This is a genomic window from Marinobacter sp., assembly GCF_052091845.1.
In the GTDB taxonomy this organism is placed as follows: Bacteria; Pseudomonadota; Gammaproteobacteria; order Pseudomonadales; family Oleiphilaceae; genus Marinobacter.
Genome location: NZ_JBQDCO010000018.1, coordinates 25737 through 49776, shown reverse-complemented (window position 1 = coordinate 49776; position 24040 = coordinate 25737). Strand labels below are relative to the sequence as shown.

General features: G+C 55.1%; 27 protein-coding genes. 16 read left to right on the top strand and 11 right to left on the bottom strand.

Features of this window, described 5'->3' with window-relative positions:
• Window positions 1-18 precede the first annotated feature (18 nt).
• The 4 genes from ACTHYN_RS07920 to ACTHYN_RS07905 all read left to right on the top strand — a co-directional run bounded on the left by ACTHYN_RS07920 (window position 19) and on the right by ACTHYN_RS07905 (window position 5041).
• A complete protein-coding gene (locus ACTHYN_RS07920) occupies window positions 19-1332 on the top strand; it encodes an MFS transporter (RefSeq protein ID WP_441811914.1) in 1314 nt (437 codons plus the stop codon).
• Between the two features lie 149 nt (window positions 1333-1481).
• Complete coding sequence (locus tag ACTHYN_RS07915; RefSeq protein WP_441811913.1) at window positions 1482-2327, top strand: ion transporter; 846 nt, start codon at window positions 1482-1484, stop codon at window positions 2325-2327.
• Between the two features lie 214 nt (window positions 2328-2541).
• On the top strand, window positions 2542-4434 hold the full coding sequence (locus ACTHYN_RS07910) for a phospholipase effector Tle1 domain-containing protein (protein ID WP_441811912.1): 1893 nt from the start codon (window positions 2542-2544) through the stop codon (window positions 4432-4434).
• A complete protein-coding gene (locus ACTHYN_RS07905) occupies window positions 4424-5041 on the top strand; it encodes a DUF2931 family protein (protein WP_441811911.1) in 618 nt (205 codons plus the stop codon). The genes ACTHYN_RS07910 and ACTHYN_RS07905 overlap by 11 nt, the downstream gene beginning before the upstream one ends.
• A gap of 143 nt (window positions 5042-5184) precedes the next feature.
• Here the strand turns inward: ACTHYN_RS07905 and ACTHYN_RS07900 are convergent, their stop codons facing one another.
• The 7 genes from ACTHYN_RS07900 to ACTHYN_RS07870 form a co-directional block, all read right to left on the bottom strand.
• A complete protein-coding gene (locus tag ACTHYN_RS07900) occupies window positions 5185-5583 on the bottom strand; it encodes a hypothetical protein (RefSeq protein WP_441811910.1) in 399 nt (132 codons plus the stop codon).
• Between the two features lie 295 nt (window positions 5584-5878).
• Entirely contained in the window at window positions 5879-6226 is a 348-nt protein-coding gene (locus ACTHYN_RS07895; RefSeq protein WP_441809016.1) for an AzlD domain-containing protein, read from the bottom strand.
• On the bottom strand, window positions 6216-6950 hold the full coding sequence (locus tag ACTHYN_RS07890) for an AzlC family ABC transporter permease (RefSeq protein ID WP_441811909.1): 735 nt from the start codon (window positions 6948-6950) through the stop codon (window positions 6216-6218). The genes ACTHYN_RS07895 and ACTHYN_RS07890 overlap by 11 nt, the downstream gene beginning before the upstream one ends.
• A complete protein-coding gene (locus ACTHYN_RS07885) occupies window positions 6947-7477 on the bottom strand; it encodes a helix-turn-helix domain-containing protein (protein ID WP_441811908.1) in 531 nt (176 codons plus the stop codon). Before ACTHYN_RS07885 ends, ACTHYN_RS07890 begins: the two co-directional genes overlap by 4 nt.
• Before the next feature lie 124 nt (window positions 7478-7601).
• Window positions 7602-7940: a tRNA-binding protein gene (locus tag ACTHYN_RS07880; protein ID WP_441811907.1), complete on the bottom strand. Its 339-nt coding sequence runs from the start codon at window positions 7938-7940 to the stop codon at window positions 7602-7604.
• A gap of 119 nt (window positions 7941-8059) precedes the next feature.
• Window positions 8060-8791, bottom strand: a complete 732-nt coding sequence (locus ACTHYN_RS07875; RefSeq protein ID WP_441811906.1) for a helix-turn-helix domain-containing protein — start codon at window positions 8789-8791, stop codon at window positions 8060-8062.
• 87 nt (window positions 8792-8878) lie between these two features.
• Window positions 8879-9322: an EamA family transporter gene (locus ACTHYN_RS07870; RefSeq protein ID WP_441811905.1), complete on the bottom strand. Its 444-nt coding sequence runs from the start codon at window positions 9320-9322 to the stop codon at window positions 8879-8881.
• A 159-nt stretch (window positions 9323-9481) separates the two neighbouring features.
• Here ACTHYN_RS07870 and ACTHYN_RS07865 point away from each other — a divergent pair, with 159 nt between their 5' ends.
• Window positions 9482-10075: a LysE family translocator gene (locus tag ACTHYN_RS07865; RefSeq protein WP_441811904.1), complete on the top strand. Its 594-nt coding sequence runs from the start codon at window positions 9482-9484 to the stop codon at window positions 10073-10075.
• Here ACTHYN_RS07865 and ACTHYN_RS07860 read toward each other — a convergent pair.
• Both ACTHYN_RS07860 and ACTHYN_RS07855 read right to left on the bottom strand, forming a co-directional pair.
• Window positions 10037-10894, bottom strand: coding sequence for an AraC family ligand binding domain-containing protein (locus ACTHYN_RS07860; RefSeq protein ID WP_441811903.1), 858 nt, complete (start codon window positions 10892-10894; stop codon window positions 10037-10039). The two genes, ACTHYN_RS07865 and ACTHYN_RS07860, sit on opposite strands and share 39 nt — an antisense overlap.
• A gap of 25 nt (window positions 10895-10919) precedes the next feature.
• A complete protein-coding gene (locus ACTHYN_RS07855) occupies window positions 10920-11297 on the bottom strand; it encodes a SirB2 family protein (RefSeq protein WP_441811902.1) in 378 nt (125 codons plus the stop codon).
• Window positions 11298-11423: 126 nt separating this feature from the next.
• Here ACTHYN_RS07855 and ACTHYN_RS07850 point away from each other — a divergent pair, with 126 nt between their 5' ends.
• The 3 genes from ACTHYN_RS07850 to fabB all read left to right on the top strand — a co-directional run bounded on the left by ACTHYN_RS07850 (window position 11424) and on the right by fabB (window position 14432).
• Window positions 11424-12608 carry an NnrS family protein gene (locus ACTHYN_RS07850; RefSeq protein ID WP_441811901.1) on the top strand — a complete coding sequence of 395 codons (1185 nt, stop codon included), beginning with the start codon at window positions 11424-11426 and terminating at the stop codon, window positions 12606-12608.
• Between the two features lie 92 nt (window positions 12609-12700).
• Window positions 12701-13210, top strand: coding sequence for a bifunctional 3-hydroxydecanoyl-ACP dehydratase/trans-2-decenoyl-ACP isomerase (fabA, locus tag ACTHYN_RS07845; protein WP_441811900.1), 510 nt, complete (start codon window positions 12701-12703; stop codon window positions 13208-13210).
• A gap of 10 nt (window positions 13211-13220) precedes the next feature.
• Window positions 13221-14432 carry a beta-ketoacyl-ACP synthase I gene (gene fabB, locus ACTHYN_RS07840; protein WP_441811899.1) on the top strand — a complete coding sequence of 404 codons (1212 nt, stop codon included), beginning with the start codon at window positions 13221-13223 and terminating at the stop codon, window positions 14430-14432.
• Window positions 14433-14438: 6 nt separating this feature from the next.
• Here the strand turns inward: fabB and ACTHYN_RS07835 are convergent, their stop codons facing one another.
• Complete coding sequence (locus ACTHYN_RS07835; RefSeq protein ID WP_441811898.1) at window positions 14439-14795, bottom strand: helix-turn-helix transcriptional regulator; 357 nt, start codon at window positions 14793-14795, stop codon at window positions 14439-14441.
• A gap of 157 nt (window positions 14796-14952) precedes the next feature.
• Here ACTHYN_RS07835 and trhP point away from each other — a divergent pair, with 157 nt between their 5' ends.
• The 8 genes from trhP to ACTHYN_RS07795 all read left to right on the top strand — a co-directional run bounded on the left by trhP (window position 14953) and on the right by ACTHYN_RS07795 (window position 22885).
• On the top strand, window positions 14953-16272 hold the full coding sequence (gene trhP / locus ACTHYN_RS07830; protein WP_441811897.1) for a prephenate-dependent tRNA uridine(34) hydroxylase TrhP: 1320 nt from the start codon (window positions 14953-14955) through the stop codon (window positions 16270-16272).
• Window positions 16273-16515: 243 nt separating this feature from the next.
• Window positions 16516-17964, top strand: a complete 1449-nt coding sequence (gene sufB / locus ACTHYN_RS07825) for a Fe-S cluster assembly protein SufB (protein WP_441811896.1) — start codon at window positions 16516-16518, stop codon at window positions 17962-17964.
• 72 nt (window positions 17965-18036) lie between these two features.
• Window positions 18037-18810: a Fe-S cluster assembly ATPase SufC gene (gene sufC / locus ACTHYN_RS07820; protein ID WP_441811895.1), complete on the top strand. Its 774-nt coding sequence runs from the start codon at window positions 18037-18039 to the stop codon at window positions 18808-18810.
• Between the two features lie 12 nt (window positions 18811-18822).
• Window positions 18823-20109, top strand: coding sequence for a Fe-S cluster assembly protein SufD (gene sufD / locus ACTHYN_RS07815; RefSeq protein WP_441811894.1), 1287 nt, complete (start codon window positions 18823-18825; stop codon window positions 20107-20109).
• A 5-nt stretch (window positions 20110-20114) separates the two neighbouring features.
• The gene (locus ACTHYN_RS07810; protein ID WP_441811893.1) at window positions 20115-21368 is read left to right on the top strand and encodes an aminotransferase class V-fold PLP-dependent enzyme; all 1254 of its coding nucleotides are present in this window, start codon (window positions 20115-20117) and stop codon (window positions 21366-21368) included.
• Window positions 21369-21381: 13 nt separating this feature from the next.
• Window positions 21382-21735: a HesB/IscA family protein gene (locus ACTHYN_RS07805; protein ID WP_441811892.1), complete on the top strand. Its 354-nt coding sequence runs from the start codon at window positions 21382-21384 to the stop codon at window positions 21733-21735.
• 145 nt (window positions 21736-21880) lie between these two features.
• Window positions 21881-22423, top strand: a complete 543-nt coding sequence (gene sufT / locus ACTHYN_RS07800) for a putative Fe-S cluster assembly protein SufT (protein ID WP_441811891.1) — start codon at window positions 21881-21883, stop codon at window positions 22421-22423.
• Complete coding sequence (locus ACTHYN_RS07795; protein ID WP_441811890.1) at window positions 22424-22885, top strand: SufE family protein; 462 nt, start codon at window positions 22424-22426, stop codon at window positions 22883-22885.
• Window positions 22886-22909: 24 nt separating this feature from the next.
• On the opposite strand, the gene ACTHYN_RS07790 is transcribed toward ACTHYN_RS07795, so the two are convergent.
• Window positions 22910-24034 (bottom strand): flagella assembly protein FlgT middle domain-containing protein, encoded by a 1125-nt coding sequence (locus tag ACTHYN_RS07790; RefSeq protein ID WP_441811889.1) that lies wholly within the window; start codon window positions 24032-24034, stop codon window positions 22910-22912.
• Between the last annotated feature and the right edge of the window lie 6 nt (window positions 24035-24040).

Genomic DNA, 24040 nt, shown 5'->3' with positions numbered 1-24040 from the left:
ACCAAGAGAGCGGACATTATGAGCACACCAACCAAGTCACAACAGAACCGGGCTCTGGGCTTATCCACATTTGCCTTCACTCTGTGTTTTGCTGTGTGGACCATTTTTTCTATCATTGGCATCCGCATCGCGGAAGATCTGGGGCTTTCAGACACTCAACTTGGCTTGCTAATGGCCACGCCTATTCTGACCGGCTCCATCAGCCGGCTGTTTCTGGGCATCTGGACCGATCGCTACGGCGGGCGCTGGGTATTCGGCATACTCATGCTCACCACATCTGCCTGTGTTTACCTGCTAACCTTTGCCACTACCTACCCCATGTTGCTGGTGGGTGCTCTGGGAGTTGGCCTTGCCGGTGGTTCCTTTATTGTTGGCGTCGCCTACGCCGCTGCCTGGTTTGAGCCCGCACGCCAGGGCACAGCTTTGGGTATCTTTGGCGCAGGCAACGTTGGCTCCGCCGTAACCAACTTCGGCGCACCTTTTTTGCTGGTGGCTTTTGGCTGGGAGACTACAGCCCAGGTTTATGCCTCTGTATTAGCGGTCATGGGCGTTGTGTTTATTCTTCTGGCAAAGGAAGACCCGCTTTCTGCCGGGCGTAAAGCCGAAGAACCCCGTTCGTTCATGGAGCAGATGGAGCCACTGAAAGATTTGCGGGTCTGGCGCTTTGCTCTCTACTACTTCTTCGTATTCGGGGCGTTCGTGGCCCTGGCGCTGTGGCTGCCACACTACCTGATTGGCGTTTACGGGCTTAGCATAACGACTGCAGGCATGATCGCAGCGCTTTATACCATTCCAGCCTCCCTGTTCCGCATACTGGGCGGCTGGATGTCTGATCGCTACGGCGCTCGGCGCGTGATGTACTGGACATTTATCGCCTCAGTTATCTGCACCTTCCTTTTGAGTTACCCGCCTACAGATTATGTAGTGCACGGCATTAACGGCGACATTCGCTTCAGCATAGGCATGAGCCTGCCGGTGTTTGTGGCACTCATTTTTACTCTGGGCTTTTTCATGTCCCTCGGCAAAGCGGCTGTGTACAAACATATTCCTGTCTACTACCCCATGCACGTAGGTGCTGTTGGCGGTGTAGTCGGCATGATTGGCGGGCTGGGCGGGTTCATTCTGCCCCTGACCTTTGGCGCGCTGAACGACATTACCGGCATTTGGCAGAGTTGCTTCATGCTCATGTTCGTAATTGCCGCCGCTGCATTGGCCTGGATGCACTACGCCATTCGCAGCGCAGAGCGCGTGGAGTGGGCGGAGAACACCGAAAAGACCGATCTGCCGGAATTGGCAACGCCGCAGCTGTTCTACCCTTTGGGCCGCAAATAAGCAGTTGCAAGCCGGATAGAATGACAAGCACCCATTCGCACCACACAAAAGCGGATGGGTGTTTCTTTAAATACTGGTAAATACCCTGTTCCAGAGCCGGGCGGCGCATTAGAATCCATACTTCCGATATCACCTGGAGCAGTAAAACCATGTCCCCGGAAGTGTCCCCCTTTCCCGGCTTCAACCAGTTGCGCCGTATTGAATCCAGCACCCTCTTTCAGGGCGTGGTGATCAGCATTATCGTTCTCTCGGCACTGACCATCGGGGCCAAGACCTACGATTTGCCGCCCCTGGTTGAACAGTCCCTGAGCCTGATGGATGCAGCCATCACCCTGTTCTTTCTGGTCGAGATCCTGTTTCGCTTCGCCGCCAGCCCGGTAAAACGCCGCTTCCTGCTGGACGGCTGGAACCTGTTCGACACCCTGGTAGTCATCGGCAGCCTGATCCCCCTGGACAATTCCGAAGCCGTGCTGCTTGGTCGCCTGCTGCGGGTATTCCGGGTGCTGCGCCTGGTCTCCGTGGTGCCGGAACTGCGCTTTTTGATCAACTCCCTGCTCAAAGCCATTCCCCGCATGGGCTACATTGCGCTGCTGATGTTCATTATTTTCTACATTTACGCCGCCATGGGCTCCATGTTCTTCGCCAGCGTGGACAACGAGCTCTGGGGCGATGTCGCCATCTCCATGCTCACCCTGTTCCGAGTAGCCACTTTCGAGGACTGGACCGACGTAATGTACGCCACCATGGAGCAATACCCCCTTAGCTGGATCTACTACCTGACCTTTATCTTCCTGACGGCCTTCGTGTTTCTGAACATGATGATTGGTGCCATTCTGGAAGTGATGAGCGAGGAGCAGAATGCCAGGCAGGCCCAGCAGGCGCATGATGAGCGTGATGAGATCAACCGCCAGCTACGCGAAGTGCAGAGCCAACTGGCAGAGCTGCTCAGCCACGCCAAGACAAAACAGCACGGGCCTCCACAACAGGGAGAGTGACCCCGTCAGTGTAAATCTATTACCTCTAAGTGAAAGACTTAGATACATGTTTCAGCGAGTCGTCGAGATTGCGAGCGCAACGATAGGAAACAGCACCAACCCGGTCGCACAACTTGCCGTTATGTGGTGCCAATCATGCTAAAATTACGGGTTTTGAGCCATGCTCAATCACGGGTAGCCAGGACGCTACACATTACAGAAAGGAACTCTCATCATGAGCAATCTGATTGCCGCCTGCGTTGGCGACATGCACGTTTGCCCGATCAAAGGGCACGGCTCCTCCCCCATCATGCCAAACGGCTCCAGCATCCTTGTTGAAGGCAAGCCCATTGCCCGGGTAGGCGATGTCACCGGCTGTGGTGCGGTTATTACCCAAGGCTACCCGCTGGCGCTGGCCGATGGTATGCCCGTTGCCTACCTTGGTAGCCCAACCAGTCACGGTGGTTCCATTGTCACCGGTAATCAGCGAGTCATACTGGGTGTTGCCACCACCACAGCACCTATCGTCGATTTTGCAATGGCTGGCGCATTGGATGACAAAGGCCAGCTTACCCCTGCCGCGAAAGAGTTGCTGGACAAAGATCCGCAGGAATTTGTTCGCAAAGCGGCACAGAGAGGCGCATTGATTGACGAAGGCGTTTCTGACGAGTCACCGGAGGGCTCGCCCGAAGAAGAGAACCGCCCCAAAGTCCGGGTAGAGGCTGGCATCTTTTTCGACGGCACTGGCAATAACCGCGACAATACCCAGATGTATCAGCGGCAAATAGATGAATGCCTCACAGCCAATGCGGCTGGGGCCATCTCAGAAGAAGAGTGCAGCAACGAACTGTCTCAGATCATGGAAGGCAGTTACCTTAATGCGGAAACCAATGTTTCCAAGCTGGAGCGAATGTATCAGAAGGGCCAATTCCAGAGTGATGAATGGGGCCAAGCACGCAGGACTTCCATTTATATTGCAGGTGTGGGCACCAAGTCAGGACAGCCAGACGACGGACCCAGTATGGGTCTGGGCCTTGGAGAGCAAGGCATACTAAAGAAAGTCGATCAAGGTTGCGACGATCTGGCGAATGAAATCATCCGGCTCGTCAGTGATCCCATCGACGAGCTAATACTAGACGTTTTCGGCTTCAGCCGTGGCGCGGCCACAGCTCGGCATTTTGTCAGCCGAGAGGTGCGGGACACAACGAGCTCCTTATACGGTGAATACAAAGGGGCTTTGGTCAGAGCATTCGAGCGGCAGGGCATCCCATGGCCCAAGAAAGTTACCGTTCGCTTTGTCGGCCTGTTCGATACCGTTGCGGCGATTGTGGATCTTGGCAACCTGGATTTTTCTGCCCATGATGCCGAAACTGGGCGCATCAACATCAACCTGCGGCCGGAGGATGCCGAACGGGTCGTTCAGTTTGCCGCACGGGATGAGCGCCGGCACAACTTCTCACTCAACAGCCTCCGGGGTGAGTCCGGCAACTTGCCGGACCACTTCAGCGAATGGGTGCTTCCGGGTGTTCACTCCGATATTGGCGGCGGTTACCCGGATCACTTTCGAGAACGGGTTGAAGTTCGTCCGTCCTTGGTTGTCAAAGGAAAGGATCGCCGTAATCCCGAAGCCAGTTTTGAATTCTCCCGCATGTTGCAGGAACGTGCACTGATTAAAAATGAGGGTTGGATAGGGCCACTGAACCCACTCGCAACATTGGATATCGAGCAGGAACGCCCACCCGATTTGCCGGGCGGCGAAATTACGCTCAGGCTTTGGCTGGACCGGGAGGTTCGCGGTGAATATTCCCGTATTCCGCTGTATCTGATGCACAAGTTGGCGATGGATGCTGGTGTTCCCTTCCAATCTATCAACCCAGAAGTAGAAGGCCTCTCTTTACCGCAAGAATTAATGACGGTTGCCAGAAATCTCGCGGCTCACGTCTGGCATGGCAGCCAGTTATTGATGACTCCGGAATCCAAAGCGTTACTGAAACAGCGGTATATTCACCATTCCGACCATTACTTGAAGCTTGGCCCGTTGTACCCCTTCAAACCCGGCAATTATGGCCGCCGAACCGTCCATCCGAATAAGGGGCAATGGTCAGAGGGGGAATACCATGAGTATTAAGACGCTCGCTATTAGCTTCTGTGTCCTGGTGCTGCTGGGGTGTTCTGATCACAGTCAACCAGAAGAACCAACGCATGGCCCAGATCCCTCCTATCGAAGTATCTCCGTTGTGGTGCCGCAACACTACGATGCATGGGTCGAGACTTTTATCCTCGAATCTGTGTCGGGTGAAATCGGTTGGCGGGCGCCCATCGGGAGCGTCTCCTGTTGCTGGAAAGAACCCTCTGGAGGGAATGCGGAATGGCAGGCAATGCCGGGGCTGGTGCTCATCAAGTGGTTCTCGTTTGCTGAGCAGCAATCTTACCGGGCGTTAATCAAACTGGAGAATGCTCGTGAGATTGAAGAGAGAATGAAGGAGATCGCCCCACTTGAGCGATATGGCAAAACCTTTGAAATGCCTCGTAACGACCTTACCTTTGGCTTGGCACCAGGGGGCACGGTGGTTGTCTGGATAATGAATGGGGCGGAAAATGCGATTGAGGTGGGGCGTTATAAGGCGCAACCGTTCAACAACGAGAAGTCGGACTATTCTCAATGGGTAGATGAATACATGGAGAAAGAAGGTGATTACCTCCGGGAAAATGGGATCAAACTGGATGGCTGGTAGATGCATACCCTTATAGCTTGGGTGTCAATCACCACATATCCATGCCATGCACCGGATGCCAAACCCTCCGCTTCGCTGCGGTTTTTGTCACCAGTGATGGCCGGCGTTATGTGTGGTTTTCGCCGAGCCAGACGACGCTGTCTTCACCACGCCCAAAGCCTTGCCCGGAACGAACTCTGCCGCCAGAGCAGCGCCAGCACCCATTCAAAGGCATTGTCTATGCGGCTGTATAAATCGGGGGCCACGGCGCTAAGGATGACCGAGACAATGCCCACCGCCAGGGTCACTTCGCTCAACCACAGCAGGCGGTTTCCGCTTCGGTGCCAGCGCGGATGATCCCGAAGGGCCGAGCTGATCAGAAGCAGTGCAATGTAAGTCAATGAGAAGTACAACACTACGCCAATGCGGCGGGTGAGGTTGAAGCCCTCACCTTCGTGGCCAAGGGCCAATGTGTAGGCGGCCAGGGCAACGGCGGCCACCAGCCCAAGCCATGGCACCCGGTTCGGCTGATGCTGGTACAACTGTCCCAGTAGGGTATGCACCAGGAGATGTGGCCCTCAAGAGCCGCAATGACAAACGTTGCGTGAATGGTTAACAGCGGAATCAGTCCAGCCGCCAGCGCCAACCACCACAAGGAAATAGATCGGTTGCGGTTTGCACGGTCCATCACGCCTCCTGACAGCGCGACCGCTAGTGGCCGGATCGACGCTCTTGGCTACTGCCCACTCTGCACCGGGCCGGCAGTGATCCTCGGCAGCGGTGCACTCTACCCCGCGTTGGTCAAGCACGAATGATATCTGAGCCATGCCCTCCCGTGAAACCCCGACAATGATCAGATCAACTCACAACGAAAGCGAGAACCCTGACCACACCAAACGCCGCAACGCCCCAGATAACAGGCCAGCCCAGTGATTTCGTTCTCCACCAGACCAGCAGGGTGATACACACCCCAACGGCGGTTGCTAACCAGGCATTCAGGGTTGCGGTTGCCGGTACCAGTGAGGTGCCCAGCATTGCGGCGATCATCACCGGGCCAAGAACACCCAGCCATCCAGGCATGGCCGCTGTACTCCCCTGGCTGTCCTCCCGGCCCAGGCGTCTCTGCATCCACACCAGCGGCAACAAGCGCATCAGCAAGGTGCCCACTGCCGCAACCATCACGGCCACCCAAAGCTCACTTGCCATTGTATTGCACCTCCGCCCTCGTATTGGCTTGCATCATAAAGAACACCGCAGCACCCAGAAGCGCGGAAACCGGTATCGCCACATTGGGCAGACCATTGGCCGCGAACAGCAGGGCCACCACAATGGAGCAGCCCAATGCCGCGGCCCATAACGAGGAGGTGAACCTCGGGGCCAGCAGCACCAGGAACAGCGCCGGCAGCGCGAAGGGCATGATGTCGTTCAGCAATGGCCAGCGCTCGGTCAGCTCCTGCCCTGCAATGGCGCCCAGGGCCGTACCGCCGACCCAGCTGAACCAGGCCAGAAGCATGGCCCCCGTGAACCACCCCAGGCGTTGCGAGGGCGGCATAGCCGGCAGGCGGGTATGGGCCAGGGCAAAGATCTGGTCCGTCAGCCCGTGCATCAGCCAGAGCCACCGCCGACTGCCGGTTAACCAGGGCGCGAGATTGGGCGCGTAAACCAGATGCCGGGCATTGATCAACAGCGTCATCAGTACCACAAGCCACAAAGGTGCGCCTGAGGCAACCATTCCCACAAACAGGAACTGGGATGCTCCGGCATAAATGACCAGCGAGATAATGATCGCCTCCCAACTGCTGAAGCCGGCCTGATTGGCAATGAGGCCAAACGAGGTTGCTACCGGTATGTACCCGCCCAGCAACGGAATCGCATCCCGCATCCCCTTTACCCAGGCGTGCCGGTGCACACTTGTCGCATGATCGCTCATGGCTTCTCACCGTCCTTCTGGTACACGATGGTCACCAGCAGCGTTGCCCAGGCATCCTGGGTGCGATAGATGTGGGGATTTTCCGCGTTGAATGAATGGCTCTGGCCGGCCTGCAGGTGCCTGGCGTGCTCCGTAACACCAACTTCCAACTGACCACTGATAACGGTGACGGATTCCACGGTCCCCGGCGTATGGCCCTCAGCTACCCGCGTGGTATTGGGGGCACAGGACATCCAGTAGGCATCCACCCGGGGATCGTCGCCTCCTTGGTCCACAAGCCGTACCTGCACACCTTCATCACCAACCGGTACACCAATGGGCGCAACCAGGGTGCCGAATGGCACGTTGAGCTGGCCGGCCAGCCGCCAGATGGTATCCAGGGTCGGATTGCCGTTGCCCTGTTCCAGGCGGGACAAATTCGATTTGGCAACACCGGCTGCTGCGGCAAGCCGGGAAAGCGACCATCCGCGAGCCATGCGCAGGGACTGGAGCTGTCGCCCGAGGGTTTGGAGAGAGAGTTGATCCACTTGAACTGCTTCCTGACTGTTCCATTTATAGAACGTTCTACAAAAGGAACGGGGCAATGTCAATGAATATCAGGCCTGACATTGGCCAGCAGCAGGTCTTTGTGAGTGTTTCAGGTGAGCTCGATCAAAGCAGCCTCCCACCATTTTCAACCGCAAAATCCGGGGTTACCAAGGCCACGCCACCCGCCTCCGTGTGCACCCCGGTCACCAGGCATTCAGACACGAAAGGGCCGATCTGTTTGGGAGGGAAATTGGTAACGGCCAGCACCTGCTTGCCTTTAAGCGTTTCCTTGTCATAGAGCTCAGTGATCTGGGCACTGGATTTACGAACGCCGATCTCAGGACCGAAGTCCACTTTCAACTTGTAGGCGGGTTTTCGTGCTTCAGGAAAATCCTCCACCTCGATGATCGTGCCGATCCTTAGCTCTACCTTTTCAAAGTCATCCCAACGAATCATCTTCAACTCCTCCGTAACAAAGATTGATCAATAAATCGTGTCAGGCTCGGGCTGCCGGTTATAGTTTTCAGAAGGGCGAAGTTTATAACCCCACCGGACAAGCAGTCTTTAGCATTACAGCAGACTTATTTCGACTTTCGGCGGAAATGACTGGGTGATTTGCCGAAGTGGCGGGAAAAGCGATCACTGAACGCCGAAAGTGAGCGGTAGCCCACACAATCGGCTATACGCTGAATATCAAGGTCTGACTGCGCCAGTAAACGCCAGGATTCCTGCATTCGCACTTCGGTCAGGTAATGGTGCGGTGTCATGCCAATCTGTACACGAAACAACTCATTAAGCTGTCGAATGCTCAGGTGGGCCACAGACGCGAGTTCGGCAGCGGTAATTTTCCTGTGGAAGTTATCGTCAATGAATTGCTTTGCCGCAGATACTCGCCGGTCCAGGTTCAGTTTGTCGCCGTGCCGTTCCTGTAGAAGCTGAATTAATAGCAGCAACATCTGGTGCTCTGTGTGGGATGACCCCGCACCGTTTACCAATTGCGAGTGCAGAAACTGGACGTAGTGGAGCAAGGCCGGATCCAGGTCAACAAAGAAGGGAAGCCGATCCAGTGCCGGAGCCAGGGCCTCTGGCAAATCAGCCACCAGAAACTGATTTACCTCCGTTGCACAATACCCGTGATCACGTCCGGACGGGATAACAGCGGCCCGGTTACGCGCGACAGCACCCTCGGTTTTGTCGACAGACAGCGAGAGCTTACCCAGCAGGGGCAACACCAGTTGGTGGTGACCGTGAGTGTGTTGTTTGCCCTCGTTATCATAACTTCGCAGGTGAAGGTTTACGCCGGATGCTGCCATACACGGAGTATATTCGAATGTCTGTGCGTGTGGCAGCAACCTGCCAAACGCCAGCAACCATGAACCTGGCAATCGAGGGGCTGGATTTTATTGGCGAACACTGCCTTGGTGAATAACCCTGCTTGTTGGAGGCCGCCAGAACATGATCACGTTTCCCAGGATAGTTAAAGTCGCTCCAATCATCGCCAGTGGTGTCCAGCTGTAGCCTTCGAACACCGTTGAGATGGCCAGAGCGACGATCGGAAACAGCACGGTGGCATAACCCGCCCGGGCGGAGCCAATTCGGGCCGCTAATACAAGATAGGCGGTAAAACCAGCAACGGACCCAATAACCGCAAGATAAACCAGCGCTAACCAGTAGGTCGGGGTGGTTGATAGCACCAGAGGCTGGCCACTCACAAGAATTATAATCAACAACACAAACGCGCCAATACCCATGCCCCAAGCGTTGGCGCTGACCGGCGTAATCCCGAGGCCACTGTTTTTTCGGGATGCCATGTTCCCCAGGGAGAACATCAGCGTTCCAAACACAGCCCAGCCAACAGGATCAGGCCGGCCAGAGAGAAACGAAAAAAATGGACACCTGAACCATTGGGTATCAGCATGCCTGCCGTGACCTCAATTTTGTTCAATACCCAAACCAACACTCAGGCCAGACTCTGCGGACAAACCAAGCGGAGCGCAGCACCCATGAACCTTTCGATGATTTTGCCTATGTCGGCCTTTGCCCTGGCGGCCTCCATATCCCCGGGGCCGGTCAACCTGGTGTGCCTGAGCAGTGGCACTCGCTACCCGGCCTCTCAGGGCCTGATGTTTGTGACCGGTGCTACCCTGGGTTTTGTCGCGCTGTTTATGGCTATCGGATTGGGGCTTTACTCGCTGCTGATCATGCTGCCGGTCGTCGAGGTGTTGCTGCGATGGGGTGGCATTGCCTTTCTGCTCTACCTGAGCATAAAACTGGCGATGGACAGCGGCCACTTACCGGAAAAGGGTTCTGACAAAGCACCCGGATTTGGCACGGGCGCCGTGATGCAGTGGCTCAACCCCAAGGCCTGGCTGGCTTCAGCGTCTGGCATTGGCGCCTACACCAGCGCCAATGACCTGCAACAGATTACGTTGTTTGCGTTGCTGTATCTGCCCATCTGCTGGTTGTCGCTGGCTTGCTGGGTCTACGCCGGGGCTTTTCTGCGCCGCTTTGTTCAGCAGCCGGTGGTACTGGTTACCATCAACCGGACACTGGCCTTGCTACTGGCTGTCAGTTGCCTGTATCTCGTTATTGGGTGAAATACACCGATATTGCTTGGGCGTTGCTGCCATCAGCCGCTTGAACGTGCGCTGGAAATGCGGCTGGTCGGCAAAGCCGGCATTGAGAGCGGCATCAGCAATAGGCGTTCCGTTTGCCAACTCACGACGGCCAAGCTGCACGCGGCGGTTCACCAGATAGGCGTGGGGCGTCAGGCCAAAATATTGCCTGAACGCACGAATCAGGTGGCCGGCGCTGTAACCTGAAATCTCGCAGAGTGTATCCAGCGAGAGGTCTTCTGCTGCGTGTTCATCCAGGTAACTGGCCAGCGCTTCCAGCGCCGGTGGCACATTCGGCTGCTGAACCCAGGGTTGCCCTGCCAACTCGTGCATCAGGTCTGACAGAAACTCAACCACCTCAGTCTGTTTTTCCAGCAGATCGCGATGGGAACTGAGAAGACAGTTCGCCATGCGGCAATAGCGCCGATACCAGAGCGGCGCCGACAGAGTTGCGGTAGCAATGTCCTGCCAGCGGGGCTCCGGCAACAGACCAGCACCGTAACGCAAATCCGTAAGCCAGGCGGTATCTACATACAACATCAGATAAGCCCAGGGCTGGTTGCTGACGGGATTGCAGGTGTGAACCCACTCCGGGTTGATCAACACCAGATCGCCGGCGCGCACCCGATAGTGAGCGTGGCGATACTGGAAGGTGCTTTCGCCGCTGGTAATAGCGCCTATCGACCACTGGGTATGGCTATGGGGCGCATAACATACTTGGCGCCCATCGCCGACCTGACGCAGTTCAACATGAGGCAGGCGATCGTCTCGCCAGAACAGCGGTTTGTGTTGATTGCTCATATTGAACCTGCCATCGAATGTTTATTTAAAACAGAACCGGTTTGGTCATCGCAAGATGAAAGATAGCCGATACCTGAACCAGCGCCAGCACTGCGGCCACAACCCGAACCGGGCGTGACACGGTCACCTTCAGGGCGAAGAGCCCGGCGGCGATGTAGCCCAGCAGCAGCAGGATTTTGGCCAGCAGCCAGCCCTGGGTCAGCGGGTTCCAGCCACCCACAAACAGCAGGCTGATGGCGGCCACCAGCAAGACCGTGTCGTTGGCGTGGGGAATCCAGCGCAGCGGCGTTTGCCGCCAGCCGGGCCGGCCCACGGCTTCGAGCAGCAGGCGCAGTGCAAACAGGGTGACGGTAAGGTAGGCTGCGGTCATGTGGGTATGTTTCAGGATCACGTACAGGCTCATAAATCATTCCATTGTGAATCAAAGTGATGGCGGCATTGTACGCAAAGATACTACCAACCGGGTATGTTATTTCAGCCCACAGATAGCTAACATGCAAACAACATATATGTATTAGCAGGAACCAGCATGCAAGCAATCCCGACAACCTCGAAAACCGATTCTGCCAGCATCAGCCAATTGTTTGGCTACCCATTCCGAATATTTTTTCTATCCATGACCTTGCTGGCACTTCTGGTCATCCCGCTTTGGGTGTTGCAGGTAACCGGTACCATCAACATGCCGCTGGCTATGCCGGGGCTGTTTTGGCACCAGCACGAGATGCTGTTCGGTTTTTTGTCGGCTGCCATTGCCGGGTTCTTGCTAACCGCTGTGTGCGTGTGGACCCAAACCGAGCGCACCCACGGCTTCAGGCTGGCATTGCTATGGGGTGTCTGGATGGCCGGGCGACTGCTGCTGGCTTTTGGTGCAGATTTACCAGACTGGCTGGTGCAGGGCGTAAACCTGGCGTTCCTGCCCCTGGTAATGCTCGATACCGGATGGCGGGTTTGGCACGCCAAGCAAAAGCGTCAGCTTATGATTCTGGTGGTTCTCGGCCTTCTGTGGCTGATGCAGATCGGGTTTGTTACCCGCCTGGATATGGCCTTCAGCCATGGCGCACTGATTGTAGCCATGGCACTGATCAGTATTGTTGGTGGCCGTATTACACCGGCATTCACAACTGGCTGGCTGCGACAGCGCGGGTTGGACCCCAGCGCCGTGAAGACGATTCCTGCACTGGACATGGCCACCCTGTTTTCCATGATTCTGCTAACCGCTTCTCTGGTTACTGGCTGGCAGGCGCTTACCGGCATTCTGGCAATTGTTGCCGGCACCCTTGCCCTGATTCGCCTGGCTAACTGGAAAGGCTGGCTGGCACGCAAGGAACCTTTGCTGTGGGTTCTGCATCTTTCGATTCTTTGGGTGCCGGTTTCCCTGTACCTGCTGGCGGGTACGCTGTTTGCGGGCTGGCCGTCCAATGCCTGGAGCCATGCCGCAGGCACTGGCGCCATCAGCTGCCTGATTCTGGGCGTCATAGCCCGGGTTACGCTGGGCCACACCGGCCGGCCATTGGTACTGCCCAAAGGCATGGTTATCGCGTTTATAGCCATTCATCTTGCAGCTGTCATTCGCGTACTTACGGCATTCAACGTCATTCCCTGGAACCCGGGAATTGGCAGCAGTAGCCTGCTCTGGATGTTTGCCTTCGGCATGTTCCTGGTGCGCTATACAAAAATACTTGCCAGCCCACGGCCTGATGGTCGCGTTGGCTAAAAAACATCAAATATCCACTAATGGTCAATAGCGACTCGGGAAATAACAGCTAAAGTAACGGTAAATTATTCTGCAATAGAGACAACGGCACTATGAACCCGGATCATTTTGACAAAGAAGACCTGATCAAATGCGGTCATGGCAAACTTTTCCAGGGCGCTACGCGGCTGCCCATAGATGAGATGTTGATGGTCGACCGTGTTACCCACGTGGGCACGAACGACGGCCTTTACGGCAAGGGCAGCCTGGTGGCTGAGCTCGACATCAACCCGGACCTTTGGTTCTTTAAAGTGCACTTTGTGGATGACCCGGTTATGCCCGGGTGCCTGGGCCTCGATGCCATGTGGCAGCTGGTAGGCTTTTATTTGGCATGGGACGGCAGCGAAGGCAAAGGCCGCGCGCTGGGAGCCGGAGAAGTGAAATTCTCCGGCCAGGTTCTGCCCACCAACAAAAAAGTGCGTTACTATCTCGACATTAAGCGGGTGATCAAGCGTAAACTGATACTGGCCATTGCCGACGGGCGCATGGAAGTGGATGGCAGGGAAATCTACACGGCCAAAGACCTGCGGGTTGGCGTATTCTCTTCCACCGATGATTTTTAGGAGCTAGCAAATGCGGCGAGTTGTTATCACCGGCATGGGGATTGTCTCCAGCCTAGGCACCAATCAAAAAGAAGTTACCCGCTCCCTGAAGGAGTCCATACCCGGCATCGGCTTCAGTGAAGAGGCTCGTGACAACGGTTTGCGCAGCCACGTGTGTGGCCAAATCAATCTGGATTTACCAGCACTGATTAATCGCAAACTTTTGCGCTTCATGTGCCCGGCAGCTGCCTACACGTATCTCGCAGCCTGCGAGGCCATTGAGCAGGCCGGGCTATCCGAAGAAGACCTCACTGCAAACAGCACGGGCGCTGTTTTCGGTACCGGCGGTGCTTCCACGGTTGAACTGATGGACGCCATCGATACCCATAGAGAAAAAGGCATTCGCCGGGTTGGTCCTTACCGGGTGCCTCGCACCATGGGCAGCTCCATCAATGCCACCATCTCCACGGCCTTTGGCATTACCGGTATCAACTATGGCATCACTTCTGCCTGTGCAACCAGTGCCCATGCAATTGGCCATGCGGCGGATCAAATCGCTCTCGGGCGCCAGGATGTCATGCTGGCCGGCGGTGGTGAAGATATCCACTGGACACTGAGCTTGATGTTCGATGCCATGGGTGCGCTCTCAACCAAATACAACGATACTCCAGAGGTGGCATCGCGCACCTACGATAAAGACCGGGACGGTTTTGTGATCTCTGGCGGCGGCGGCACGGTCGTGCTCGAAGAACTTGAGCATGCACAGGCCCGTGGCGCGAATATTATTGCAGAGCTCGTTGGCTTTGGCGCTACATCCGACGGTGCCGACATGGTGGCCCCCAGTGGCGAAGGCGCTATACGCTGCATGCAGCAGGCCATGAAAACCGTCGATGGCAAGATCAGTTACATCAACACCCATGGCACCAGCACGCCTGCCGGTGATGTAACCGAACTGAAAGCCCTGCAAACGACCTTTGGCGATAAGATTCCGCCGCTCAGCTCCACCAAGCCTCTTTGCGGCCACGCCCTGGGCGCAGCCGGTGTTCATGAAGCCATCTACAGCATGATCATGCAAAAAGAGGGCTTTATCGCCCCATCAGCCAACATCCAGAACCTGGACGAAGGCGCTGAAGGCTATCCAGTTGTGCGCGAGCGCATGGACAACCAAAACCTGGATCTCGTTATGAGTAACAGCTTCGGGTTCGGCGGCACCAACGCAACCCTGATATTTAAAAAGTTCTGATCAACATCAGGAAAACCTGACAGAACGGTATTCAGCCGGGGATGTCCCCATCCAGCGCTTAAACGCCCGGCTGAATGCGCTCAACTCTGAAAAGCAGAGTTGTTCGGCTATCTCTACCAAAGTTTTGGTTTTATCCTGCATGTAAGTCAGCGCCTGCTCACGGCGCACATCCTCCAACAGACGGGCAAAGGTTAACCCCTCCCGCTTCAATTTCTTGTGAAGCGTGTACCGGCTCATGTGCAACTGTGAGGCGACCACTTCAACGCCCACCTTCCCCCGGGCAAGCTGAATGCTGATCTGGGAACTCACCTTGTTACTCAATGAAACCCGCACCACCTCTGGGTTCAGAGGCTCTGATGCCATTCTTGTGTCTCCTCACTTATACTCACTGACTATTCCGTTTCGGTGCACAGCGTACACATGTTAGCTGAAAATAATCAATAAGACGTTTGAGCAGGATCAAGGGAAAGTGAATGAGCTTGCGGCAAAATAGCCCACCACTGACCTACCCGGAGCTCCCATGAATATCCCGGAACTGCTAGCACCTGCCGGTACTCCCGAGCATCTCGAAACCGCATTCGCCTATGGTGCAGACGCTGTGTATGCTGGCCAGCCACGCTACTCCCTGCGTGTTCGCAACAACAGTTTCAAAGACACAAGCGCTTTGGGCGCTGGCATAGAGCGGGCCCACACCTTGGGCAAACAGTTTTATCTGGTTTCCAACATCGCCCCCCATAACGACAAAGTGCGCTCCTACCTGAGAGACCTGGAGCCAGTACTGGAACACAAGCCTGACGCACTGATTATGTCTGATCCTGGCTTGATTATGCTGGTGCGGGAAAAATGGCCAGACCAACCCATTCATCTATCGGTACAAGCCAACGCGGTAAACTGGGCAACAGTCGAATTCTGGCGCCGCCAGGGGATCAACCGGGTTATTCTGTCCCGCGAGCTTGCACTGGGAGAGATTCGCGATATCCGCGAACGGGTTCCAGACATGGAACTGGAAGTATTTGTTCATGGCGCATTGTGCATGGCCTACTCCGGCCGCTGCCTGCTTTCCGGCTATATGAACCACCGGGACGCCAACCAGGGTGCCTGCACAAATGCTTGTCGCTGGAACTATAAAAAAGTACAGCACGCCCACGATCATACGGGTGATCTGATTGCTTCATCGACCCAAAGCAGCGTGCAAAGCTACGAGCCAAAGGAAGTTCTACTGGAAGAGCCTAACCGGCCCGGCAGTTTTATTCCCGCTTATGAAGATGAGCATGGCACTTATATCATGAACTCCCGGGATTTACGGGCGGTGCAACATGTGGCCGAGCTGGCTGCCATGGGCGTACACTCCCTGAAAATCGAGGGGCGAACTAAAAGCACCTATTATGTAGCGCGCACTACCCAGATTTACCGCCGGGCCATTGAGCAGGCTGCACGGGGCGAAACCTTCGACATGAGTTTGATGAACGAACTGGAAGCACTGTCGAATCGTGGCTACACCGAAGGCTTTTTGCGCCGGCACATGCCTCAGGAGTACCAGACATATGAGCGCGGCTCATCCTACCTGGGAACCCAGCAGGTTGTGGGCACAATCGACGATGACGACGGACAATGGCTCACCATTAACGTCAAGAACAAGTTTGCCCCCGGCGATCAGCTTGAACTGATTACACCCTCCGGCAACCTGCCCTTCTCGGCACCGGCTATGGAAAACCGAAGCGGCATTGCCATGGATTACGCACCGGGCAGTGGCCACATCGTTCGCATTCCCCGCCCACCCCTTGCACCTACCACCCTGGCGCACAGCTATTTAACCCGTATCTTGCCAGCAGAAACCTGAAGCTCCACCAGGTTCCGGCCTCCGTATAAACTCTTATCAAAACCGCGCTATACCCGCCAGACTTAGCCTCTGGCGGGTATATTACGCTATAATCTGTTTTGCCAACATTTAATACCTGACTAATTTACTCTGGTATTGTATAATCCTGCATCAGAAGCATTAGTTTAGATCCAGCAACCTACTCAGGTTGCCGGCAAACCAAGGGCCCTAAAGCCCACGATGAGAGAATACGGAGCGACGATCATGGCGACCACCGACCAAGAGGTGAACGAACTGATCAAACGGGATTACGAACACGGTTTTGTAACAGAAATTGAAGCTGAGACGTTCGAGCCAGGTTTGAATGAAGACGTTATCGCCCGCCTTTCTGCAATCAAGAAAGAGCCGGAATACATGCTGGAATGGCGCCTCAAAGCCTATCGTCGCTGGCTCGAGATGACTGAGCCAGACTGGGCGCATGTGGGTTATCCGAAAATCGATTACGACGCGATTTCCTACTACTCTGCCCCCAAGCGCAAAGAAGACATGCCCCAGAGCCTTGACGAGGTGGATCCCGAGCTTTTGAGAACCTATGAAAAGCTGGGCATTCCGTTGCACGAGCGTGAACAGCTTGCGGGCGTTGCAGTGGATGCGGTTTTCGACTCTGTGTCCGTAGCCACTACGTTTAAAGAGCCACTGGCAAAGGCTGGCGTTATCTTTTGTTCCATTTCAGAAGCAATACGCGACTACCCAGAACTGGTGGAAAAATACCTCGGTTCGGTTGTGCCATACAGTGACAACTACTTCGCCGGGCTGAACTCTGCTGTTTTCTCCGACGGAACCTTCGTGTACGTACCAAAGGGCGTTCGCTGCCCCATGGAACTGTCTACTTACTTCCGCATTAACGCGGCGAACACAGGCCAGTTCGAGCGCACGTTGATCATCGCCGACGAAGGCAGCCACGTTAGCTACCTTGAAGGCTGTACTGCCCCCATGCGCGACGAAAACCAGCTGCACGCTGCAGTGGTAGAACTGGTCGCGCTGGACGATGCCGAGATCAAGTACTCCACGGTGCAAAACTGGTACCCGGGTGATGAAAACGGCAAAGGTGGTATCTATAACTTCGTCACCAAGCGTGCAGCCTGCATTGGTAATAACTCCAAAGTGTCCTGGACTCAGGTTGAAACCGGCTCCGCCGTTACCTGGAAGTATCCAAGCTGTATTCTGCGCGGAGACAACAGTGTGGGTGAGTTCTACTCCGTGGCGCTTACCCACAACTACCAGCAAGCTGATACCGGCACAAAAATGATCCACCTGGGCAAAAACACGTCCAGCACAATCATATCCAAGGGCATTTCAGCCGGCCGAAGCTCCAACGTTTATCGTGGCCTGGTCAAGTTTGGCCCCCGTGCAGAAGGTGCGCGCAACTTCACCCAGTGTGATTCGCTGCTGATTGGCGACCGCTGTGGCGCGCACACTTTCCCGTATATCGAGAGCTTGAATAAATCCGCGATAGTAGAACACGAAGCGACCACCTCCAAGGTCAGTGACGAGCAGATGTTCCTGTGCCGCCAGCGTGGCATTGATCCGGAACAAGCCGTTTCCATGATTGTGAACGGTTTCTGTAAAGAGGTGTTCAAGGAACTTCCCATGGAGTTTGCGGTAGAGGCCGGCAAGCTTCTGGAAGTGAGCCTGGAAGGGTCTGTTGGCTAAGCCCGGCAACAGCCCAAAGTATCGCGAACGCAAACAGAATTCAGACGGTTAAAAATAGAGAGAAGCCTACAAATGCTGAGCATCAAAAACCTGCACGCATCCGTTGAGGGCAACGAGATCCTCAAGGGCATCAACCTGGAGATCAAGGCCGGGGAAGTACATGCCATTATGGGCCCTAACGGGTCGGGCAAAAGTACCCTGTCCCAAGTGCTCGCAGGGAACGACGCATTTGAAGTCACCTCGGGTGACGTTTCCCTGAACGGCGAAAACCTGCTTGAGAAAGCAACAGAAGACCGCGCACGGGATGGCGTGTTTCTCGCCTTTCAATACCCGGTAGAAATCCCGGGTGTGAGCAACATGCAGTTTATGCGCACAGCCGTGAACACCATGCGCCACCATAATGGCGAATCGGAAATGAACGCAGCGGAATTTATGAAGCTGGCGCGAGACGTTTCAAAGCAGGTAGACCTGGACCCTGATTTTCTCAAGCGCGGCGTAAACGAAGGCTTCTCCGGCGGCGAGAAAAAACGTAACGAAATCATGCAAGCTTTGTTGCTGCAACCGAAGCTGGCCATACTGGATGAAACCGACTCAGGGCTGGATATCGACGCGCTGAAAGTCGTTTCAGACGGCGTTAACGCCCTGCGCTCCAAAGACCGATCCATTCTGATGGTTACACACTATCAGCGTCTGCTTGATCACATTGTGCCGGATTACGTGCATGTTCTGTCAGACGGAAAGATTGTAAAGTCGGGCGGACCCGAGCTTGCCCTGGAGCTGGAAGAGCGCGGTTATGCCTGGCTTGGTATCAAGGATGAAGCAACTGCAGCCAGTTCAGCCAATTAAGGAGACCGCGGAATGAAACCAGCACCGACTCTTTCCACCGCGTTTCTGCACCCGGCTGGCCAGGCGCTGCCCGAGCCGCTGCTCGCCCTGCGTAAGCAGCGCGGCGCCGCCTTGGTGGACATGCCGCTCCCCACGCGTAAAACAGAAAACTGGAAGTACTCCAGCAAGTACCTGAAGTTAACCGATGAAATGGCCACTTCTTTGCCGACTGCCGGTAAAACCGGCAGTGCGTTGGCTGTTCCCGGCTACAAGGTAGTTTTCATCAATGGCGTAATGATGCCAGAGGCCAGCGAATATCCGGATCTGGACGACATACTGATTCAACGTTTTGGCGACCTCTCAAATGCAGAAGCCGGTGACCTGGCAGAACGCCTGGATAGCACTCTGGATAGCAAAGCGGTACAACTGGCCCGCCTGAACTCGGCCCGCTTTGAAGACGGCCTGGTGATTCGTCTGAAGCCGGGTGCAGTGCTTGATCAGCCACTGTTTATCATCCATGAGGTAACAGCCGACGCCAGTGGCTCAGCCTTCCCCCGGATTTTTGTGGATGCAGGCCGCAACAGCCAGATCACCTTGGTTGAAGAGTATATTTCCAGCGGTCAAGAACCCGTGATGGTGAACACAGTCACCGAGTTCACCCTTGCTGAAGGCGCGAACGTTACCAATATCCGCTTGAGCATGGGAGGTGAAAACGTTCAGCACGTAGGTGCTACCGGCGTGGTGCAGCAGCGCAGCTCACGCTTTGAAAGCCACTGCGTAGGGTTTGGCGGCCCGCTTCGCCGCCACGATCTGCAAGTGCGGCTGGAAGGCGAAGGCGCTGAATGCAAACTTAATGGCGTAGTGGTTACCCAAGGCAAGCAGCATTACGACAACCACACCACCATTGAACATATTGCGGCCCATTGCGACAGTGAAGAAACCTATCGCAACATTGCGGCAGATAAATCCCACGCAGTGTTCAACGGCCGGATTCATATTCACCAGGACGCGCAAAAGTCCAACGCGAATATGAACAACAAGAACCTGCTGCTCTCTACCGGCGCAGAAATCGACACCAAGCCTGAATTAGAGATTTACGCCGACGACGTCAAATGTGCCCACGGCGCAACCATCGGCCAGCTTGATGAAGAGTCAATTTTTTACCTGGTCTCACGGGGCATTGGCCGCAGAGAAGCCAACGTACTGCTGACCATGGCGTTCATCAATGAGCTGGTGGTACAGATTCCGGTGGAAGCCGTAAGAGAGACGGTGCAGGCCCGCCTGAGCCAGTTCTTTGAGCAAGCATTTCAAGAGGTCTGATCAGTATGAGTGATATGTCCGTGGCAAACACCGCAACCCGTAAAGCGTTTGATGCACAAGCCATTCGCCGGGACTTTCCCATCCTGTCGCAACAGGTAAACGGGAAATCGCTGGTGTATCTGGATAACGGCGCATCGGCCCAAAAGCCATCTGCCGTTCTGGATGCCATGGATCGCTATTACCGGGAAATGCACTCCAACGTGCACCGGGGCGCTCACACTCTGGGCGACCGGGCAACAACAGCCTTTGAAGGCGCCAGAGAAACCGTTCGCAGCTTTTTGAATGCCGCCAACACCCAGGAAATCATCTGGACCCGCGGCACCACCGAGGCCATCAACCTGGTCGCGAATGGCCTGGCGCCACGCCTTAAAGCGGGTGACGAGATATTGGTGAGCCACATGGAACATCACGCCAACATCGTGCCCTGGCAAATGGTAGCCGAGCGCACCGGCGCGAAAGTGGTACCGATTCAAGTCACGCCAGAAGGCGAGTTGGATATGGCGTCGTTCAACAGTTTACTGAACGATCGCACTCGTGTGTTGGCCATCACCCACGTTTCTAATGTGCTCGGCACGGTTAACCCGGTTGCCGAAATGGTCAGCCAGGCAAAAGCCCGTGGCATCATCACTCTACTCGACGGTGCTCAGGCCGTGCCCCACTTCCAGCCGGATGTGCTGGCACTGGATTGCGACTTTTACGTTTTCTCATCCCACAAGCTGTTCGGCCCAACCGGCATTGGCGTGTTATACGGCAAAGCTGCACTTCTGCACGAAATGCCTCCATATCAGGGCGGCGGCGAGATGATTGAGAGGGTCTCGTTCGATCGCACAACCTGGAACACTCTGCCCTACAAATTTGAGGCTGGCACGCCGCCTATTGCTGAGGCCGTTGGCCTGGGTGCCGCCATCGACTACCTGAACAGCCTGGACAGAGTAGCGATGGAAGCCGCAGAAAAAGCCTTGCTGGACCGCGCCAACCAACTGGTTGAGACGGTTCCGGGCATGAGCATTATCGGGACCGCAAAGCACAAAGTGCCTGTGATGTCCTTTAAAATTGGGGAATTGCATCCCAGCGATATAGGAACCTTACTGGATCAACAGGGTATTGCTATTCGCACTGGCCATCATTGCGCCATGCCGCTGATGGATTTCTACGGAGTTCCCGGTACAGCGCGGGCCTCCTTTGCGTTCTACAATACATTAGACGAGGTGGAACAACTGTTCACCGCCTTGCAAAAAGTTCAGCGCTTATTTGCCTGATGGAGGAGACACCATGACAGCTGAAGTCTTCACACCGACTGCCGGCGTTACCATGACGCCAAACGCCGTCAAGCACGTGCGCAAACAGCTCGATAAAGCATCGAACGCCAAAGGCATTCGGTTGGCTATCAAAAAGAGCGGATGCTCTGGCTTCAAATATGAAACCCAGTGGGTTGACGAAGCCTCAGCTGACGACAAAGTATTTCACATTGATGGCGTTGACGTGTTTGTGAAAGAGGAACATCTGGCCATGGTGAACGGCATCGAGATTGATTTTGTTACCGAAGGCGTGAACTCCATGTTCCAGTTCCGCAACCCGAACGCCACTGCTGAGTGTGGGTGTGGTGAAAGCTTTACCGTAACCTGAGACTGCCCCTCTCCCGCAAGGGGAGAGGGGTTAAAAGCTAAAAGCCCTGGAGCATGAGGCATGTGGTCTTCTAACTCCCTCTCCCCTCGCGGGAGAGGGCTGGGGAGAGGGGGAAAGCAAGGCACAATATGAGGTTTAACCAGACATGCAAGAACGTGAAGTTGTCCTGACCAAACGCGAGGTGGAAGCCCGCCTTGTTCCTGTGGGAACCGAAGTGATGATTCCGGCAGATAGCTTTGTAACCATCACACAGTCACTTGGCGGTACATTCACCGTTGCAGTCAACGGCAACCTCGCCCGCATCGAAGGTCACAACGCCGATGCGCTGGGCAAGAAGCCACTGGAAAGCAGCTTTGAGACGCCAGCCGACGGCACCATCAACGAAAACCAGGTATGGGAAGCCATCCGCAACTGCTACGATCCGGAGATTCCGGTCAACGTGGTAGATCTCGGCCTGATTTACGAGTGCCGAATTGAAAATGGCACCCCGGAGGGCAATCATATCTTTATTCTGATGACCCTCACCGCTGCAGGTTGTGGCATGGGACCTGTTATTACCGAAGATGTGAAGATCAAGCTAGAGCACGTGCCCAACGTAGACAAGGTAACCGTAGAGCTAACCTTTGATCCGCCCTGGAACAACGACATGCTCACCGACGAAGCCAAGCTAGAATTGGGAATGTTTTAAATGCCAGCTACGGAACAGGATTTTCTGGACAACCCGCTAGGAACAAACCCGACCCTGGAAGACGTACTGGACGGCTTTGAGTTTCTTGACGACTGGGAAGACAGATACGCGTTTATTATTGATCTGGGCAAGCAGTTACCTGCTTTTCCCGATGATGCAAGAATCGAAGAGAACTACGTTCACGGTTGCCAAAGCCAGGTGTGGGTAATTTCCCACTTTGATGAGGCCAGCGGCAAACTTTATCTGTTGATTGACTCCGACGCTATGATCGTGCGCGGCCTTGCAGCCATCATTACCATCGCGTTTAACGGCAAAACTCCAAGAGAGTTACTGGCAACAGATATTGATGAGCTGTTTGAAAGGCTGGACCTGTTCCGCCACATCTCCCCTACCCGCGGCAACGGCTTGCGCTCCATGGTTGGGAAGATACGGGACATTGCAGCAGCGGAAATAGCGGCCTGAGCCTGGGATTTAGTCTACGCTGTGTTAGTGAATAACGGCGTAGTCGCCTTTCTGGATATTAATCTGCGAGCCGAGCTTCGGCATCCAGGCCCTTGCCGAATCCAGCGACAGGCTGTGAATATGCAGCTCTACATCCGTATCCCAGAGTTGGGCCGGTTCGTCTGGCCTGGCCAGCGAACCTTCAGCCCGAACCAACTTCATTTTTGCGCCTGGCAGCAAACCTGAAGGTGTTCCTGCATCCAGTAACAGATCCTTCCCTGTCACCTCAATAATCGGGACAATCATGGGCTGGCAATCAAGCTGGGTAATCACATCAGACGTCATTTCACTTAACACCTTTTCGACAGCCTTGCCGTATGCCGTCTCAAAAAACCGGGGAGAGCCAAACGTTACCTCGCTGTGCCGAGACACATTCCAGCGGCCAGAACCTGAATACCGCTTTTCCATAATCACTCTTCCGGTATAGCCATCGTGCACAACCATATCCAGCTCAAAGTTCCGGCTGTTGTCCGATCCGAATAAGGCGCCCTTAATTTTCGAACTGTAATCCGTATCCCAGGCACTCGGGTCATTTATGCCAACCTCCCGGATGACTCCGGACACCACAAACTGGGCTCCCATCTCACGACTGACCGCAGAGTACTTACCAAGCCTGTTGCCAGAGCCCACCCTCATCGTGGGCGCTGTGATGCGACTGGCGTACATCTGCCACCGCGGCACAGAGAACGTCTGCACCTGCTCTGACTGCTCAAACCTCTGGTAGAGTGACGTGGAAACCGTTTTACCCACATCCTTCAAGTCACCAAACACCGATTGCTCCGGATGCTCAAGGGGAAAACCGGCAACAGCCAGCTTTTTCCGATATTTCGGCGCGTCAGCACTTGGGCACAGTGTTTCAGGCTCAAATTCCTCTATTCCGCGCTCCTCACGGATCGCCTTTGCATAAGCATCGAGCACACCCTGAGTCCGCCCGACCTCTTTGGTCACCACCAGATTAACCGGTTCACGCTCATTCTTAACCGGCTCTGGCTTATCTGCAGGCATTTGCCCATGAGCTGAGACCTGACCTGAAAACAACAGGAAACCCAGGCCAAAAATGAGAGCCAGGCGTTGGGGTACAAAGCAGGTAACAGACCCGTTTTTCAACATGAGCAA